The organism is Acinetobacter sp. ANC 4805, from assembly GCF_022549495.1.
Taxonomy (GTDB): Bacteria; Pseudomonadota; Gammaproteobacteria; order Pseudomonadales; family Moraxellaceae; genus Acinetobacter.
Genome location: NZ_JAKZGD010000001.1, coordinates 97,652 through 114,936, shown reverse-complemented (window position 1 = coordinate 114,936; position 17,285 = coordinate 97,652). Strand labels below are relative to the sequence as shown.

At 38.7% G+C, this 17,285-nt stretch carries 18 protein-coding genes; 9 read left to right on the top strand and 9 right to left on the bottom strand.

Going from position 1 to position 17,285, the window contains the following annotated elements:
- Window positions 1-18 precede the first annotated feature (18 nt).
- On the top strand, window positions 19-381 hold the full coding sequence (locus MMP60_RS00535; protein WP_241334505.1) for a hypothetical protein: 363 nt from the start codon (window positions 19-21) through the stop codon (window positions 379-381).
- Window positions 382-825: 444 nt separating this feature from the next.
- The gene (locus tag MMP60_RS00530) at window positions 826-1,206 is read left to right on the top strand and encodes a DUF1090 domain-containing protein (RefSeq protein WP_241334504.1); all 381 of its coding nucleotides are present in this window, start codon (window positions 826-828) and stop codon (window positions 1,204-1,206) included.
- A 139-nt stretch (window positions 1,207-1,345) separates the two neighbouring features.
- Here MMP60_RS00530 and MMP60_RS00525 read toward each other — a convergent pair whose 3' ends face one another.
- Window positions 1,346-2,473, bottom strand: coding sequence for a hypothetical protein (locus MMP60_RS00525; protein WP_241334503.1), 1,128 nt, complete (start codon window positions 2,471-2,473; stop codon window positions 1,346-1,348).
- Window positions 2,474-2,758: 285 nt separating this feature from the next.
- On the bottom strand, window positions 2,759-3,409 hold the full coding sequence (gene pyrE / locus MMP60_RS00520; RefSeq protein WP_241334502.1) for an orotate phosphoribosyltransferase: 651 nt from the start codon (window positions 3,407-3,409) through the stop codon (window positions 2,759-2,761).
- 41 nt (window positions 3,410-3,450) lie between these two features.
- Between pyrE and MMP60_RS00515 the strand changes: the two genes are divergently transcribed.
- Window positions 3,451-4,275 (top strand): exodeoxyribonuclease III, encoded by an 825-nt coding sequence (locus MMP60_RS00515; RefSeq protein WP_241334501.1) that lies wholly within the window; start codon window positions 3,451-3,453, stop codon window positions 4,273-4,275.
- Between the two features lie 414 nt (window positions 4,276-4,689).
- The gene (locus tag MMP60_RS00510; RefSeq protein ID WP_241334500.1) at window positions 4,690-5,040 is read left to right on the top strand and encodes an arsenate reductase; all 351 of its coding nucleotides are present in this window, start codon (window positions 4,690-4,692) and stop codon (window positions 5,038-5,040) included.
- 75 nt (window positions 5,041-5,115) lie between these two features.
- Here the strand turns inward: MMP60_RS00510 and MMP60_RS00505 are convergent, their stop codons facing one another.
- Window positions 5,116-5,553 (bottom strand): DUF2147 domain-containing protein, encoded by a 438-nt coding sequence (locus MMP60_RS00505; RefSeq protein WP_241334499.1) that lies wholly within the window; start codon window positions 5,551-5,553, stop codon window positions 5,116-5,118.
- A gap of 188 nt (window positions 5,554-5,741) precedes the next feature.
- Between MMP60_RS00505 and MMP60_RS00500 the strand changes: the two genes are divergently transcribed.
- Together MMP60_RS00500 and MMP60_RS00495 are read left to right on the top strand one after the other, a co-directional pair.
- Window positions 5,742-6,653: an alpha/beta hydrolase gene (locus MMP60_RS00500; protein ID WP_241334498.1), complete on the top strand. Its 912-nt coding sequence runs from the start codon at window positions 5,742-5,744 to the stop codon at window positions 6,651-6,653.
- A 286-nt stretch (window positions 6,654-6,939) separates the two neighbouring features.
- On the top strand, window positions 6,940-8,127 hold the full coding sequence (locus MMP60_RS00495; RefSeq protein ID WP_241334497.1) for a GGDEF domain-containing protein: 1,188 nt from the start codon (window positions 6,940-6,942) through the stop codon (window positions 8,125-8,127).
- A gap of 44 nt (window positions 8,128-8,171) precedes the next feature.
- Here MMP60_RS00495 and MMP60_RS00490 read toward each other — a convergent pair whose 3' ends face one another.
- From MMP60_RS00490 to MMP60_RS00470, 5 genes are all read right to left on the bottom strand, one after another.
- Window positions 8,172-8,867 carry a glutathione S-transferase family protein gene (locus tag MMP60_RS00490; RefSeq protein ID WP_241334496.1) on the bottom strand — a complete coding sequence of 232 codons (696 nt, stop codon included), beginning with the start codon at window positions 8,865-8,867 and terminating at the stop codon, window positions 8,172-8,174.
- A gap of 2 nt (window positions 8,868-8,869) precedes the next feature.
- Complete coding sequence (gene dsbD, locus MMP60_RS00485) at window positions 8,870-10,717, bottom strand: protein-disulfide reductase DsbD (protein WP_241334495.1); 1,848 nt, start codon at window positions 10,715-10,717, stop codon at window positions 8,870-8,872.
- A 78-nt stretch (window positions 10,718-10,795) separates the two neighbouring features.
- Window positions 10,796-11,563 carry a transporter gene (locus tag MMP60_RS00480; protein ID WP_241334494.1) on the bottom strand — a complete coding sequence of 256 codons (768 nt, stop codon included), beginning with the start codon at window positions 11,561-11,563 and terminating at the stop codon, window positions 10,796-10,798.
- Window positions 11,564-11,594: 31 nt separating this feature from the next.
- Window positions 11,595-12,140: an ankyrin repeat domain-containing protein gene (locus MMP60_RS00475; RefSeq protein ID WP_241334493.1), complete on the bottom strand. Its 546-nt coding sequence runs from the start codon at window positions 12,138-12,140 to the stop codon at window positions 11,595-11,597.
- Between the two features lie 140 nt (window positions 12,141-12,280).
- On the bottom strand, window positions 12,281-12,655 hold the full coding sequence (locus tag MMP60_RS00470; RefSeq protein ID WP_241334492.1) for an HPF/RaiA family ribosome-associated protein: 375 nt from the start codon (window positions 12,653-12,655) through the stop codon (window positions 12,281-12,283).
- Between the two features lie 370 nt (window positions 12,656-13,025).
- Between MMP60_RS00470 and MMP60_RS00465 the strand changes: the two genes are divergently transcribed.
- From MMP60_RS00465 to MMP60_RS00455, 3 genes are all read left to right on the top strand, one after another.
- Window positions 13,026-13,751: an outer membrane protein OmpK gene (locus MMP60_RS00465; RefSeq protein WP_241334491.1), complete on the top strand. Its 726-nt coding sequence runs from the start codon at window positions 13,026-13,028 to the stop codon at window positions 13,749-13,751.
- Between the two features lie 93 nt (window positions 13,752-13,844).
- A complete protein-coding gene (locus MMP60_RS00460; protein ID WP_241334490.1) occupies window positions 13,845-14,390 on the top strand; it encodes a GNAT family N-acetyltransferase in 546 nt (181 codons plus the stop codon).
- 71 nt (window positions 14,391-14,461) lie between these two features.
- A complete protein-coding gene (locus MMP60_RS00455) occupies window positions 14,462-15,202 on the top strand; it encodes a hypothetical protein (RefSeq protein ID WP_241334489.1) in 741 nt (246 codons plus the stop codon).
- A gap of 188 nt (window positions 15,203-15,390) precedes the next feature.
- Here MMP60_RS00455 and parE read toward each other — a convergent pair whose 3' ends face one another.
- Entirely contained in the window at window positions 15,391-17,274 is a 1,884-nt protein-coding gene (gene parE, locus MMP60_RS00450) for a DNA topoisomerase IV subunit B (RefSeq protein WP_241334488.1), read from the bottom strand.
- Window positions 17,275-17,285: the final 11 nt, after the last annotated feature.

Sequence of the window (17,285 nt, the reverse complement as noted above, 5' to 3'; positions counted from 1 at the left end):
TAATTAAGGAGTTCTAATATGAAATTGATTTATGGGAAAAATAAGCAAATCAGCTTTGCTAATGAAAATGAAAAATATATGTTCATTGGTTACATAACTTCTCATGGGGTTGGTGTGACTTGGGAGAAAAATAATGAACAAGGAGCATGGGGTGAAGAAGGGCGTATTACTTTTGTTTCAAACCACGTAGAAGCTCATTTTCCCACTTTAGGCTATAGTGCGGGTAATTCAGCTTATCATAGTCGTCTAAATTGTAATGAGTTTGTAAGTGAGTTACTTAACTTGGGATTTGTAAGAGGTGGAACTCAAGATGTAACTGTTATTAGAAGTAATATTCCAGTATCTTATCAATCTGATTTTGATGCAGGGTCTCAATTGTAATTTTAAGATTTTCTAAAATTAACATAATACGGCTTATGCGTAATGCTTGAAGTTTCCTCTTTAGCATCAAGCCGTTCTAGGGTTTAACGCACTGGAACGGCTTGTTCGTGACTATTCACGTTCCATGCTCATTTCTCAATCATTCTTTCTAATAATCGATGAGGGTCTGTGAACATTTACTGTATAAAAAATAGCGAGTAGATGGAGTTCAACCGCCAGACCTAATTTTTCATTCGCCATGCCTCGTATAATACTGAGTGATTACTCCCATTCCCTAAGCAAATAGGCTTAGTGCGAAAACCACACTAAGATAAACAAATTACAACCTTGGATTAAAATTGAAAGCTGATCTCGCCCATCATCAATTTTTACCAAAATACATCACACAAATATCAAAAAATACTTAATAATTCTCGTTATTTTTCATGTATTGGTGTTTTATAAATGAAATTCAGCAAATTATTGATTATTACAGCGTCATTATTATCAATCAGCACAGTGAATGCTGAAGTTTTAAAAGGTTGCGCTGCGAAAAAACAAGATATAGAAACTCAACTTAAATATGCTCAATCTCGTGGCAATACGTATGAAATTAAAGGCTTAGAAAAAGCACTAAAAGAGAATATCGCAAAATGTAATGATTCAAGTTTAAAATATGAAAGAGAGCAAAAAGTACTAGAAAAACAACGAAAAGTTTCCAAGTTAGAGCTTGAACTTCAGAAAGAAAAAGAGAAAGGTGATCCGAGAAAAATCATTAAAAAACAAACCAAACTTCAAAATGCACAACAAGAATTAAAGGAAGCTAAGAGCCAACTGAGCAGATAAAAATGAGCATCAATTAATGCTGTAAGTCTCAAGTAGAAATGTCTGCTTTTAGAATATAAAACATATCTACTTGAGACGAAGATTAAGCTTTTTCTTGGGCTGCCCTTATCCTAGATATCAGTGACTATTCAGTAGTCCATCATGGTTGGGTCTCAAGCGTGACTGGTTTGGGCTGAAAATCATGTGGGGTTAACCAATAATCTTGAAATAAGCCTTGATGGATTGTGATTGGATAACTTTGATACAGTTCAACATGTGTATGGGTGTTTTGCCATTTCTTTGCAATATAAATTTCAGTTAAGCCAGTTTTATCTATAAGCTCTTTTGGAAGCTGCCAAGTCTGATAATGCTCCTTCTGTTCAATCAGTTTAAGCTCTACTGTCCAAGTTTTTTGTGATACTGACTCACTATAAAAACGATTGATTTGTAATGCTAAAAAATACAGCGATGAACCAAGTACTAGCCCGACTAAAATAGAAGTAGCAAATGGATAGCTTTTTGCTTCTTGACGAATTAGAAAAAAACTCAACCCGATTGCAAACATGAAGCAAGGAATCATCCAAAAATAAGATTCAACACCAAAATGTAGAGATTGTAATATCAACATTGGGGTACAGAAGGCAATCAATCCGATCAATAGACTTACCACTAATAGAACAAGTGCATATTTGCCAATATCATTTTGTGCAATTACCAGAGGCTGAGCAGGAAACTCATCTTCTACTAGAGGTTTTGCTAATTGCCAATCTTGGACCAAATGTCGAATGAGTTGTGTAGATTGCTCCTCAGAAAGCTGCGACAGTAAAATATCTGTCAGGCTCATTTTAAACAGCGTATAAATTTTCTCTGAATGGATGAAATGCAATACACCATATCTATTCCAATATTCGGCAGTAAATTCTTGATCTTTTTTACTAAATAACTTTTTAAATAGAATTGGATGCGCTTTTTTATGCATGTATTGAGCTGTCGGTGTGATTTTAATCGCTTCAACTTGTGATCTTTGCGTTTCATATCGAAAAAATGGACCAATTTTTTGCTTAATGCTGTGTGTGGAGAGAATGATTCTTGTGCTACTGGTAATGATGAACACAAGTAATGCCGTAACAAGAGGAACAAACTCAATTTTTGAAAAATGACCTTCGATAAGAAATTTCCAATCGAATATGATCCGAGTGAAGAATAATGCAGCCGAGACAAAAGCGATGGTTTTAAATAGATGCGGTTGGAAATTTAGAATTTCTCGTTCAGGTGTTTGAAGGGACATAATGATATTTATTCTTTAAAAGTGTTTATTTTTTAGTATCTTATATGTTTCCTTTAATCAAAGACAATAGTATAAGGATGAAATTAGCAATGATTTCATGACTAAAATTAATATCATGTGAAATGCTTGATATTTTTCTTCTTATATCAATATTTTGGTCAAGATCACTCTAAGGATTCAGCACACTGGAATGATTTCTCACATTCCACGCCTCTTTTTTTAATCATGATTTGTAATCAAAATAAAAGGAAGCAATTGCTGCTTCCTTTTCCCCACATCTAAAATTTAGATACCATATTTTTCACGATAGGCCTGCATATTTGCCAAAGCTTCTTTCTCGCCTTTCGCATCTAAATAATCCATCAAATCTTTCATTGTGATTAAAGCATGTACAGGAATTTCGAGTTCTTTTTGTACTTCCTGAATCGCAGAAAGCTCACCCTGACCACGCTCTTGGCGGTCTAACGCCACCAACACACCTGCAATCGTTGCTCCTGCATTTTTTAAGACCGTGACAACTTCACGGATTGCAGTCCCCGCAGTAATCACATCATCAATGATCCACACTTTTTGACCAGCAACCGATGCACCCACCAACACACCACCTTCACCATGATCTTTGGCTTCTTTACGGTTAAAGCCCCATGGTACACTTTTGCCATGAACTTGAGACAACGCCACCGCAGTTGCAGCAACAAATGGAATACCTTTATAAGCAGGGCCAAAAATCACACCGACATTGTCACACTGAACCAATTTATCGGCATAGCCTTCTGCTAATAAAGAAAGTGCCTCACCATCATTGAGCAAACCTGCGTTAAAGAAATAAGGACTGACACGACCTGATTTTAAGGTAAACTCACCAAATTTAAGCACACCACGTGATAATGCGAGTTCGATAAAAGCTTGCGGATGAAATGACACAGGCGTTGTCATATAAGGTGCTCCAAATTCTTTAATTGAGGTTAAACAGACGTATGATACCAAAGGATAGCTATCCAAGTGATGTAAAAATTCTTCGAGTGGTTTCAATCAACGTAAATGGTCTACGTTCATCTGTGACTAAGGGGCTACTCGAATGGTTAGAACAGTCTGATGCCGACGTGGTGTGTATGCAAGAAAGCCGCATCACCCATGAACAATGGACGGATAAATTTAAACCAGAAGGTTGGTATACGCACCTATTCCCTGCTGAACGTGCAGGCTATGCAGGCACAGCGATTTATAGTCGCTTACCTTTTGTTTCTGTACAGAATGGCTTAGGTTTTGAGTTGGCAGATTCCCAAGGGCGCTTTATCTCAGCAGAGTTCGATTTAGGACTGTCACAGCCAGTTCATATTGCCTCCTTATACTTGCCATCAGGTTCAAGTGGCGATGAAGCCCAAGCACGTAAAGATTTATTTCTTCAAGAATATGCCCAAATACTCAAACAATGGCGAAATGAAAATAAATCTATCATCGTTTGTGGTGACTACAATATCGTGCATAAACGTATTGATATTAAGAATTGGTCAGGCAATCAGAAGTCATCAGGCTGCTTACCGCATGAACGCGCATGGCTCGATCATATTTACGATGAATTGGGTTATGTCGATAGCTTCCGTGAGGTACGAAAAGAAGCCGAATTGTATTCATGGTGGTCAAATCGTGGTCAAGCACGTGCGAAAAATGTCGGTTGGCGTATTGACTATCAAGCATGTTCTCCAGATTGGAAAGTACGTACTACAAATGCATGGGTCTATAAAGAACAATGGTTTAGTGACCACGCACCTGTGATTATTGACTATAAAATACACGAATAAGTGAACACTTGTTCACTTTGATCGCCTCTTTAGCTTACATGATTTGTCGTTTTTGTGTATTTTTATTTACTCACTGTAACGGCATTATAGCACCACGGCACAGGGAAGCGGTCAGGATGACCAAAAAGGGATAGGACGCCGTAGGAAGGAAAAATAAACTTAGATTAAGTTTATTCAAGGATGTGACATTGGACGTTGAAATGAGACCCGCATGATCAGGATGATTAGATGCGGGTTTTCTCTTTTTATGTATTCAATATTTTGCTCAATTTTATCTTGCACATAAATCATCAATGCACTTTTACGAAAGACAATAGACCCACAAACTTTATAAAAAATTTCAACTAGCAATATCTCGTTCTTTTGCGTTAGGCTTTCATGCAAATATATCTATCATCTTGATGGCTTTTCAGTATGTTTAAAATTTATGGTATTAAAAATTGTAGTTCAATGAAAAAGGCTTTCGATGCCTTACAAGCACAAGGTATTGCTTACGAATTTCATGATTACAAAAAACAAGGTATTGACGCAGTGACTTTAGCAGTTTGGCTAAAAGACATGGGTGCGGACAAAGTATTAAATAAAAAAGGCACGACATGGCGCAAATTAACCGAAGCGGAACAAGCATATGCGATCAGCAATCAGGAAAATCTGATTGAAACTTTAATTGCTCAACCGAGCCTAATTAAACGTCCAGTATTACAAACTCCTCAGGGCTTGGTGATTGGCTTTGATGAAGCCACTTATCACGCTTTATCTGCTTAACACTTTCAAGCAGCAGCTGAACAGATATAAAAAAACCGAGTCACTGGACTCGGTCTTTTTAAGGGTAACAAACGCTTAGTTTGCACGAACCCAAGTTTGGTTACGACCTAATGCCGCAACACCAATATAACCACGTAATTTAAGCTTTTTACCACCTTCGATGATTTCAGCTTTCAATTTATAGGTTTTACCATTTTTAGGATCGATAATTGAACCACCATCATAGTTCACGCCGCCCACATTTTTAAGGCTGTGAACAATCGTTACCCCTTTTAATGTTTTATTATGGAATGTCCCTTCACATTTAGAACAAGAAGTCTCTTGTCCTGGGACTAAATATTTCTGAATAGATGCGGTCAGCGAGCCATCTCTTTGTTCAGTAAACTTTACGATCGCTTTTGGCTGTTTCGTTTCATCATCAATGGTTTGCCATACTGAGCCATTTAATACATCTGCTGCATTGGCAAAAGTTGTTAAACCGAGCAATCCAAATGCTAAAGCAATTTTCTTCATTTTTGTAATATCCTTAAGGGGTCCTTTCAAGACTATGAGTATTGAGAATTTTTATCAATATTGCAATTCTTGATTATGACTATTGGGTATATCCTGAGCAATAAAAAAGCATCGTTTTCATTGTTGCAAATGGCGAAATGCAAGTCAAAACTCTCATTTATATATTGACCTAACAATATGGAAAAATTATGAAACTTGGTACTGTTTGGAAATATTATTTTACTGAATCATTACTAAAAGCGACCATTCGTACGCCGAGTCAGTTTAATTTAGCCCCGAATGCTTTACGACCTTTACTCGATCAACTTTGTCGTTTATTTCCACAAAACCCAACAGTACAAATTCGACCATTACGCTTAGCGGGTGTTCGTGGCGAGGAGATTAAAGCCAAAGCCTCTGCAACACAATTGATTTTCCATATTCACGGTGGTGCATTTTTCTTAGGCAGTTTAAATACCCATCGTGCCCTCATGACTGATATTGCTGCACGAACCCAAATGCAAGTGATTCATGTCGATTATCCTTTAGCACCTGAACATGCTTTTCCTGAAGCGATTGATGCAATTTTTGATGTTTATCAAGCATTGTTAGTGCAAGGTATTAAGCCCAAAGATATTATTATTTCAGGTGACTCTTGTGGGGCAAACCTTGCATTGGCATTGTGCCTAAGACTAAAAGCACAACCTGAGTTAATGCCAAGTGGTTTAATTCTCATGTCACCCTATTTAGATCTCACCTTAACCAGTGAATCTCTACGCTTTAACCAAAAACATGATGCCTTACTCTCAATTGAAGCTTTGCAAGCAGGGATCAATCATTATTTAAAAGATGGCATCCAGGCGGATGATCCTCGTGTTTCACCTTTATTTGATGACTTAAAAGGATTACCAACCACGCTTGTTCAGGTCGGTTCTAAAGAAATTTTACTGGATGATTCAAAACGCTTTAGAGAAAAAGCGGAGAAAGCAGGCGTCAAAGTTCATTTTAAACTGTACACAGGTATGTGGCATAACTTCCAAATGTTTAATGCATGGTTCCCTGAAGCCAAACAAGCATTAGCAGACATTGCTGATTTTGCTCATGCACTTGACCAAGATTAAGGCCACTTAAAAATATTGTACAGAAAATGGTCAGTTATGTCTGACCATTGTCATTCTTAATTCATTTTTGTCATTATGAAATTAAACTGATTGGATATTTAGATCATAGCCCCTTTTTCAAAGAATTTTTCCTCTTCTAATTTACATTAAAAAGCATATAACTAGACTTCCTTCTCATTCTAAAGATGTTATTGTTATTTTAATAATCGTTTAACAAAATTTTTGATGACGAATTTACATTAATAAAGTTTCTTAGGAATCTCATTGCATATAAGGAAGCATGCCAATGATGAAGATTCATTTTAAGCGGTTAGTCAACAGAGAAAAATGGAGTTTCTCAAAGTTTTGGGAACATGGACCATTGATCAATTGGAACATGTTAAAGAAATGTATTTTGTTGCTAACCCTTGCCTCACTAATGAGCATTTTTTGGATTATTTGGGATAGTTTTGTCTTGCTGAACCCCATCACATGGCAATGGGTCAATTTACCTTTGGTTCGATCTAAACTTTGGACCAATATCATTATGTTGTTTGTTTTTTTGAGCCTGATTGTACCTTGCCATCTATATAAAGATAAAAAATGGGTACAGGAAATCATCCCTATTTTAAGTGTACAAGTCTTTACTGTTTTACTGTGCCATATGAGCTATTTAATTGGTAGTTTCAGCCCTGCAACCATGGTCGCCTATGTCAGTGTGGTTGGAGTAGGTTTGGTTCTGTTTGATCGTAAAATGATTTATTGCGCGCTTATACCTGCCACGATTGCCTTGCTGTTTTGCAATTTCTTAAGTATGTATGGCGTATTGCAATACGCACCAATCTTTAAACTAGAAGTCCTCAATCAAGCACAAATGCACCCTTTTTGGGTCGGCAGTATGTTCTTTTTTTTACTCCCGATTTTGATTGCTTGCCTACTTCTATTTGAAATTTTACTTAAACAATGGCGAATTCGAGAAACAGCGATTCAAGTACTCAGTCGCCTAGATCCATTAACCAATGTGATGAATCGTCGAAGTATTAGTAATCATTTAGAGCGGCTACACCAACAACCCAATCAACTGTACTCCATTGTATTACTCGATTTAGATCACTTTAAAAATATTAATGATCATTTTGGGCACAGTGTAGGTGATCAGGTATTGGTAGAACTTGCAAAGTGCTTAGCGAGTAATTTACGTGATCGAGATATGATTGGGCGCTTTGGCGGTGAGGAGTTTATTTTATTACTTCCCAATACTAAACCAGCCCAAGCATATAGTGTGGCTGAACGTTGCCGCATAGCAATTGCTGAATTAAGTTTTACATCAGAAGATCATCAAGAATTTTCAATCAGTGCAAGTTTTGGAATTAGTAGCACGCTCAGTGCCAATGAACCCCATTTAATTATTAGCCAAGCAGATCGTGCCCTGTATGCCGTAAAGGCAGCGGGTCGTAATCAGGTCAAAGTATTTACTGAATTATTGTCAAATTAATCAAATAAAGGCATCCAAAGATGCCTTTATTTTTGACCTGTTGTTTAGTCTTTTAGATATTCTTCACGATGATTACGATAAGGCTCATCAAAGGGTACAAACATCTGTTCTTGTTTGGCTTCTGCGATCCACTCTTGAACTGATGCTAAAGACAATATCTTGTGCATATAACTTTGGCTAGAAGCAGAGATGGGTAATTTATAACATTCAAAACGCATAGCCACAGGCGCATAAAATGCATCGGCTAGACTAAACTCACCACATAAAAAGCTGTCCTCAGTTGGACGTTCAGACCAAATTTGTTCAATCCGAGCCACATCTGGACGAAGCTGGGCATTGTCCAGCCAAAGCTGTTGTCCGATATGGGCTAAATCCGCTTCTACATTCATTGGGCACAGATTGCGTAAACTTTGAAAACTACTGTGCATTTCTGCACTAATGCATCGTGCTTTGGCTCGTTGCTTTCTATCTTGAGGTAGCACATTCTTCTCAGGATTTTGTTCAGCAATATATTCACAAATCGCCAGACTATCCCAAATAATCAAATCATCGTGCATGAGTGTTGGGACTTTGCCCGTTGAATTCAATTTTAAAATCTCAGTTTTAAATTGGCTATTAGGTTCAAAACTATCAAATTGAATTAAATGCTCCTGAAATGGAATGCCAAGTTGTTTTAATAAAATCCACGGTCGCATCGACCAAGTTGAATAATTTTTATTGCCAATAAACAATTGATACATGATTATAATTTCCCTTTCAGCAAGGTGAGTTGTTGTAATAATTCTGATTTTTGAAAAGCACCAGTTAAACGCAGCGAACGTACTTCTTGTTGTTTTTGATCTAAAAATAAATAGGTTGGCGGTCCTAAAATGTCCCATTGATTTAATAAAGCCTGATGTGACGCATCATAATGACTTAAATCAAGTTTAATCAAATAATAGTGAGATAATGCCTGTTGAACTTCTGCATCTTTTAATACACGATGCTCAATCGGCTGACAAGCCACACACCAGTCTGCATACACATCAATCACAACGGCCTGATCTTTGGGTGCGTTGGCTAGAATCCGCTCAAAATCAGCAGCGGTTGTTGCGACATGCCACTCTGCTAATTTATCTGCCTGAACTGCGCTTAAATTTTGAATATGTTGATATTGGTTAAAAGCTAAAAACGGAACTGAGATCATCAGCAACAATGCATATAACCACTGTAATTGCCCTTTCTTCACAAACAGACGATATATCGCGAAACCAATAAATGCCATGCCCAATACAAGACTAAGTATTTGAATCGCTAATTCAGGTAATAACGGACGGATAAAATAAATACTTAACGCCAACATCAAAAAGGCAAAAATAACCTTAATTTGATGCATCCATTCCCCTGCTTTCGGTAGTGCCTTTGCACCTAGAACACTGGCAAGCAGTAATGGAATACCCATACCAAATCCCAAGGTGAATAATAGTAGAGCACCTTGCCACTGATTTTGCGTTTGTGAAATAAAGAGGAGTGTTCCTGCCAGAGGTGCGGTCATACAAGGGCCGACCAGCAAGGCAGAAATCATTCCCATCACACTGGCACCCACCAGCGTTCCACCTTTTTGTGTGGACTGCATGTGATCTAGTCGATTCACCCATTTCTGCGGTAGTTTCAACTCAAATAAGCCAAACAGGTTCAATGCAAAGATCACAAACAATAAGCTAAAGGCGATCAAGGTCGCAGGTTGCTGTAACCAACGCTGAAAATTCAGTCCAGCAGCAGAAGCGATTAAACCTAAAACTGCATAAACCATTGCCATACTGACCACAAAGGTCAGCGCAATTGTCCACGCTTTGACGCCTTTATGCTCTCTTATGATCAATGAGGTCAAAATTGGCAACATCGGCAAAGAACACGGCGTAAATGCCAACAAAATGCCCAAACCTAAGAACAGTACAAGGCTGTAGGCGAGAGAATGTTGTTCTAAAGTATTTGACCACTTTTGGTCTTGCGCCATTGGTGTTGAATTGCTGATACTTGCTGATTCTGATTTTCCCGTTGTTAGGTCTTCAACATCTGTTGTTTGCGCATTCAAGGTATTTGCTGAACGAGCAACATCTAAAAAACGTTTTTGGGAATTTGAGCTGACATTTTCGACACTCACCAATCCATCAGCATCAGTTTGAAATTCAATATTTTGAGGAGGATAACAAATTCGGTCTTTGGCACAGCCTTGCCACGTCACCCGATAATGTTGAGCGGCTTGTGTGGTGATATTGAACTCAACTTGCTGATAATAAACTTGGCTATGCCCATAATTTTCATCATATTGTTCAACTGCTTTGGGCAATTTTAATGCAACAGGCTGATTGCCTTGCTGCACTTCAAATTTATGTTGATATAAATAGTAATTCGGCTGAATAGTCCAATGTAATCGTGCTTGATTGGTTTGTGTCGATTCAACGGAAAATGTAAATGCCTGTTCTGGGCTAAGCAAAGGTGCTGATAAATTCTCTTGAGCGTAAGTTAAAGACCCACATAACAACAATAAACTACCCAAAAAGTAACTCATCAGTTGGGAACTAAACCCAGCCTGAATAGACATTTTCATGATGATCTCTCTATCTTGCCCCCAAATCCCCACCCTCCAATGCAGGAGTTCATTTAAGAGAAATCAGGCGCATTTTGATTAGAATAAAACCGATACGCCGAAGCCACCGTTATAGCTTTTCTGGTCGCCATTGAGATCAACCCCAATGCTCGCATCCAGTTGAGTTCGATTATTTAAAGCATAAACAAGACCTGTGCCTAGACCATATTCATAGTCTTGGCTCTCCGCTTTACGGTAAACAAATTCTGAATATCCAGATAATTTACCTGCAATCTTGTAGTCAATGGTCGGAATCGCCGTTACTGCCCAGTTACTATTCTGTGCCTCATAACGCATGGTAATCGAGGTACCAATTAAATCACTGAATTCATAAGCGACTGCTGAGCTTAAGCTATAAATATCATCATGTGCCGTGAACTCCTCGTTCCCTGTGGCAATGATTGCTTCAGCCAACAATGCCATTGATAAACGATCATCTTTTAAATCAATCGACTTTTTCAAACCAATGCTAACATCGCCTAAACCATTGCTTTCTTTCTTGACACCCGCACGTTTGTATTGCTGCCAAACAGGACCTTGCCAACCCAATTGTAATTCTAATCCTTCGGCTAAACCTGTGCGTAACAGCATGTCACCGTTGAGTGTTAAGGTTTTATCTTTTTCACCATCAACCGTGCCTTCTTGATAGCTGACACTCGGCAAACCTTGTTCCCAAGCCAAATGCCCCACAGGTGTAATACCTGTGCCCATTCCCGCACCAGGACGGTCAAAAGAGAAATCTGCTGCAAAAGCAGTGCTTGCCATCATTGATGCAACGATCAAGCTCAATGTTCCAATTTTTTTCATGATTATCCCCTTTCTATTCTATTGGCTGAACTTATACCGTTAGCTCTTTTGACATTTTCGCACCATGGCTGCGTAATAACTCGAGAGTTTCACGTTCTTCTGGTAAAGATTCTGACCAATTAATCTCATCAAAATCACAATCGAAAAACAGTTGACTGATTGAAGATAAAATCGTTAAACCTTCTTCATCACGTGTGTTCGGATCTACTTTTTCATCGAGTAAACGCTGTACAACAGGTACACACGCTGCACTAGCAGCATCCCAAAGTGGGCCATAGAATTCTTCTGCATCCCATAAATGTAAATTGGCTTTTGCTTGAATCAATGCATCTAAAATGTGTAGGTAAACTTGCAGTTGTTGTTGTTTTTCAACGTCAGTGAATGGCTTGCCTGCTTCATAGGCTTCACACACATTTTCCCACCACACAAATAAACCATCACATACAATAGATACAGGAAAACCATGTTCAGGATCAATAAAGTTAGGGTCGAGTCCTGCAGCAAGTAAAGATTGCACTTGGTCTAAATCGAGTTGTTGTATGGCTTGCACCAAGGCTTGCTGCTGATTGCTTAACATGACCAATTCTCACATTGTATTGAATGTTTCTATTATGCCGAATATCCCGACAGGTTTTTATAAAACGATCTAAAAATCATGTATAAATTTGATACACACATAAAAAAAGCCCTCAATTGGGCTTTCTTTATGCGCTAATTTTACGCTTCATCATCAATTTTTACATCGTCATCGACGTCAACATACTCTGGTAAACCACCACGATGATGTTCTTTTTTCTCGTATAAATGTTCCAGACTACGTTTTAGTTTATCAATCGCACCATGAATAGATGCATCGATATTCGCAGCTTTATGAGTCACGGCAAGTGGCTTCAAACCTGCTGGACGAGCTTCGATCATACAGCGTTTATCATGATCGCCCGTTTTCTCCCCATTTTCATCACTAATATGAACCGAAAAATGTGTAATACGCTCGCTATAGCGTTGAAATTCTTGCGTAAGTTCTGCACGGATATAACTGATTAAGCGTTCGCTACCTTGAATGTTTTTATCTGTACGGATTTCAATATTCATAAATATCTTCCTCTCTTTTCTGTGAGACGGTTCTACGAAACTTTTTTATTTAGCACGCTTTGAGCATGCATTCATTCAGTGCAGTTGTATATTTTGATTATGTAAATGCGTGTAGTCTCCTTGCCTTACATCTGTTGCTTTTCAGTCATTAAGAAGATCTTCTATAACTCCAATATCTGACTTTCATAACAAATATGCAAGCTGATTTTTGACATTTTTATTAAAACTTGATCAAAAAGATTTTTAAATTCATGAACTTTTTTCTTTTGATCGGCTCAACCCAATTCTTTTGAGCATTTGGTCAAATTTGGCTTTATTTTTGCTTAATTCCTTGTATGCTTTACACGCCATTTTTGGGGGATTTTTTTAAATGCAATTGAAGCAACTTGCAGCGACTTGTTTATTGGTATCTACAGCAGCTTTCGTTCAGGCAAAGCCTATTTGGCAAGATTTTAGCCTCACAGGTTTATACGGTGAAAACTACGAAGTTGTCGACGAAAAACAAACGACTTTAACGGTTGAATATGCTGCTAAAGTGAAATATGCCGATGTCTTTTTCTTTATGGATCGCATGCGCGGTGGTGACGATCATAAAAGTACCTATTTCGAACTTTCTCCACGTTTAAGCTTGGGTGAAATTTCAGGTCAAAAACTTGCTTTTGGTCCAGTCAAAGATGTGTTGATCTCAACGACGTGGGAAGGCAATAATGATGACCTCTCTAGTTTCGACAATTTCTTATATGGCGTAGGTTTTGATCTCGCGATTCCATATTTCCAATATGCAAACGTGAATTTCTACCGTGCCAATAATGAAAAAACGGCTGATGACTATCAAATGACCATCGCTTATGCGTTGCCATTTAAAGTCTCTACAGAAGATTTTGTGGTTGATGGTTTCCTTGACTGGTCTACAGCAGAAAAAGATCATGCGAGTGAACTCAACTGGACCACACAATATAAGTGGAATGTCGGTAAACATATTTCACCTGAAACACGTTTATACCTCGGTATTGAACATTCTGTTTGGAATAACAAGTTTGGTATTAAAGGCAGCGACGAAAACAATGTCAGCGCTTTAGTAAAATACCATTTCTAAGCAGTCAATCTGTTTAAAAACAGCAAGCTCCGTCTTGCTGTTTTTTTTGCAATCACGCATATTCAGGATATGTGAACTTTCTTTTATTTCCTCATGTCATTCGATCTTAAGCTTGCAGTACATTCTCTGAATTCGCCTTATCAAATTCGTTTTGCGATGATGGATGATTTGGAACAGATTCTCGCCATTTATAATTATGAAATCCTCACAGGTACAGCCAACTGGAATGATCAGGCCGTTACTTTAGCGCAATATCAACAACGTTTTCAGGACATGCAACAACAACACTTCCCCATGATCGTGGTCGAAGATCAGCAAAATAATAAAATTGCAGGTTATGCGTATTATTCAACATTCCGTAATATTAGCGGTTATCGTCAAAGCATCGAACATTCTGTCTTTGTTGATCCGCAGTATGCACGTCAAGGTCTAGGCAAAGCGCTGATGCAACAACTCATTCATCTTGCGACCCAACAACACATGCATATGATGATTGCTGCCATTGATAGTGAGAATACAGGCTCGATTGTGCTGCATGAACAATTGGGTTTTGTACAAACAGGTTATATGCCACAGGTTGGACAGAAATTTGGGCAGTGGCGCGATGTCGTATGGATGCAACTACAACTCTCAAGCTAACAATTCAATCACAGCATGAATTTCGATTTATTGGTTAGAATAAACACCTTAAAACTTTTAAAATATTGAAAATGATTAAAATATCTCAACTCAGTATGATTACGGCTACCGTAATTCTATCAAGCAGTAGTTTCGCTGAATTATCGTTTGAACAAGAGTTACAACAAGGCTGTAGCAAAGTAAAACAATATGCCCAAACAGGTAAAAAGTTTTACGACCAAAAGCAATATGCTCAAGCTGCGAAACAATTTGAAGATCAGGCAGCATGGGCGCAATTCTGCCAAATGAACGCAGAAGAAAGTGGTATCAAAGTTACTGACCGAGAGATTGAAATTGCGAATAATAATGTCGGTCTCAGCTACGCCAAACTAGGCAAACCTCAATGGGCAAGAGTCTGGTTTTTAAAAGATAAAGACTCTAAAACCAGCCAATACAACTTAAAACAATTGCCCAAGCCAAAAGTATCTACGGATTTACAAGGGACTTATGTTCGAGCCAATGGCTTTGGACAGTGGGATTACATCAAGGTCAGCAAAAAGCAAAATAAATATCAGGTTGCTTTTGACGGTTATTACTTTGGGATTCGAGGTTTGATCTATGGTCCAAATATGGGACAGTTTGAAACCACGATGCCGATCACTGCAAAACAAACAAGCTACCGTTATGAAGACTGTCAAATCAAGCTTCAATTTGTCAATGATGCGCAAAATGGTCAAAAGATTGAGGTTGAACAGAAGGATGGTGAGTCCTCGTGTGGCTTTGGACACAATGTCTATGCAGGTGGCACTTACTATAAAGTGGAGAATAAATGATCTAAACTTAATAAAATACCAAGCTTAGAAACTTATCAGTTAGATAAATAAATTATATATTTATTCAACACTTACGATCAAAACAGGTGACATCAGTGTCGCCATGTCAGACTGCATTTGATACAGTCAACAGCCAAGTATGCACTTGGCTGTGATAACAGTCGAACGCTAGATACTGAGTGAAGAATTTAAACGCTAATATCCGCTAAATTACCCTTCTGTTCTAACCATGATTTACGGTCAGCAGAACGTTTTTTGGCGAGCAGTTTATCCAACAAACCTGCGGTAAAATGTGCATCATCCAAATCTAATTGCACTAATCGACGCGTATTGGGATCCATCGTGGTTTCACGCAATTGACTGGCATTCATCTCACCCAATCCTTTAAATCGAGTGATTTGTGGATTCTTATTCCCTTTCACTTTTTTCAGAATCGTCTCTAGCTCATCATCATCAAGCGCATAATGCACATCTTTACCAATATCAATTCGATAAAGCGGTGGCATTGCCACAAACAGATGACCATCTTCAACCAAAGCAGGGAAATGTTTCACAAATAGCGCACAAAGTAAGGTCGCAATATGCAAACCATCCGAGTCCGCATCGGCAAGGATACAGACTTTGCCATAACGCAATTCAGACAGATCATCACTACCTGGATCAACCCCAATGGCAATCGCGATGTCATGTACTTCTTGCGAAGCCAATACTTCGTCCGAAGAAACTTCCCATGTGTTTAGAATTTTGCCTCGAATCGGCATAATCGCTTGGAAATTCTTATCGCGTGCTTGCTTGGCACTTCCGCCCGCAGAGTCTCCTTCGACAATAAATAATTCGCTGTCTTCACGAGTCAAGCCCACACAATCAGCAAGTTTTCCAGGTAATGCAGGCCCTGAGACAATCTTTTTACGTTCCACTTTTTTTGCTGCTTTTAAGCGACGTCCAGCTTTGGCAATTGCCATTTCAGCTAACTGCGTTGCAATCTCAGCATGTTGGTTTAACCATAAGGCAAAGGCATCTTTGGCAATATTCAGCACAATATTAGAGGCTTCACGACTAGATAAACGTTCTTTGGTTTGCCCTGAGAATTGAGGCTCTTGAAATTTCAGCGATAAAATAAAATTGACACCATCCCAGACATCTTCGGCTGAAAGTTTCATGTTCCGTGGCAATAAATTACGTAATTCACAAAATTCACGTAAAGCCTCTGTGACACCCGAACGTAAACCATTCACATGCGTTCCACCTTGCGCGGTTGGAATCAAATTGACGTAACTTTCTTGAATTTGTTCGCCACCTTCAACATTCCAACAAATTGCAAATTCACAGGCAGCCCGATCCGCTTGCCCGCTACTGACAAAAGCAGGATCAGGTAAAATTTCTCGATTTTCTAGCTCATCCATTAAATAGTCGACGAGACCATTTTCAAACTGCCATTCAATCTTTTCTTTATTGATTTTATCGTCATAGATAATTTTTAAGCCCGCTGCTAAGACAGCTTTGGCTTTTAGATTATGTTTCAGTGCTTTGAGTGCAAATTTGGGACTATCAAAGTATTTGGTTTCAGGCCAAAAACGCACCGTTGTTCCTGTGGCACGTTTCGCCACTTTACCTTCTAAGACCGACAAAGGCGCAACCGGCTCACCTTGCTCAAACGCCATCTGATACAGATTACCCTGACGTTGTACCGCAACTTCAACACGTGTTGATAAAGCATTCACAACGGAGATCCCGACACCGTGTAAACCGCCTGAGAACTGATAATTATCGGTACTGAATTTTCCGCCTGCATGTAACTTGGTCAAAATAATTTCAATACCACTTTGCCCATACTCAGGGTGAATATCGACAGGCATACCACGTCCATTGTCTTCTACAGATAATGAACCATCTTCATACACGGTGACACAAATTTGATTGGCATGTCCTGCAAGTGCTTCATCGACCGCATTATCAATCACCTCTTGCGCCAAATGGTTTGGGCGTGAAGTATCGGTATACATACCGGGACGACGACGAACAGGATCTAAACCAGAAAGAACTTCAAGGGATTGTGCCGTGTATTGTGTCACTGGGTCTGACT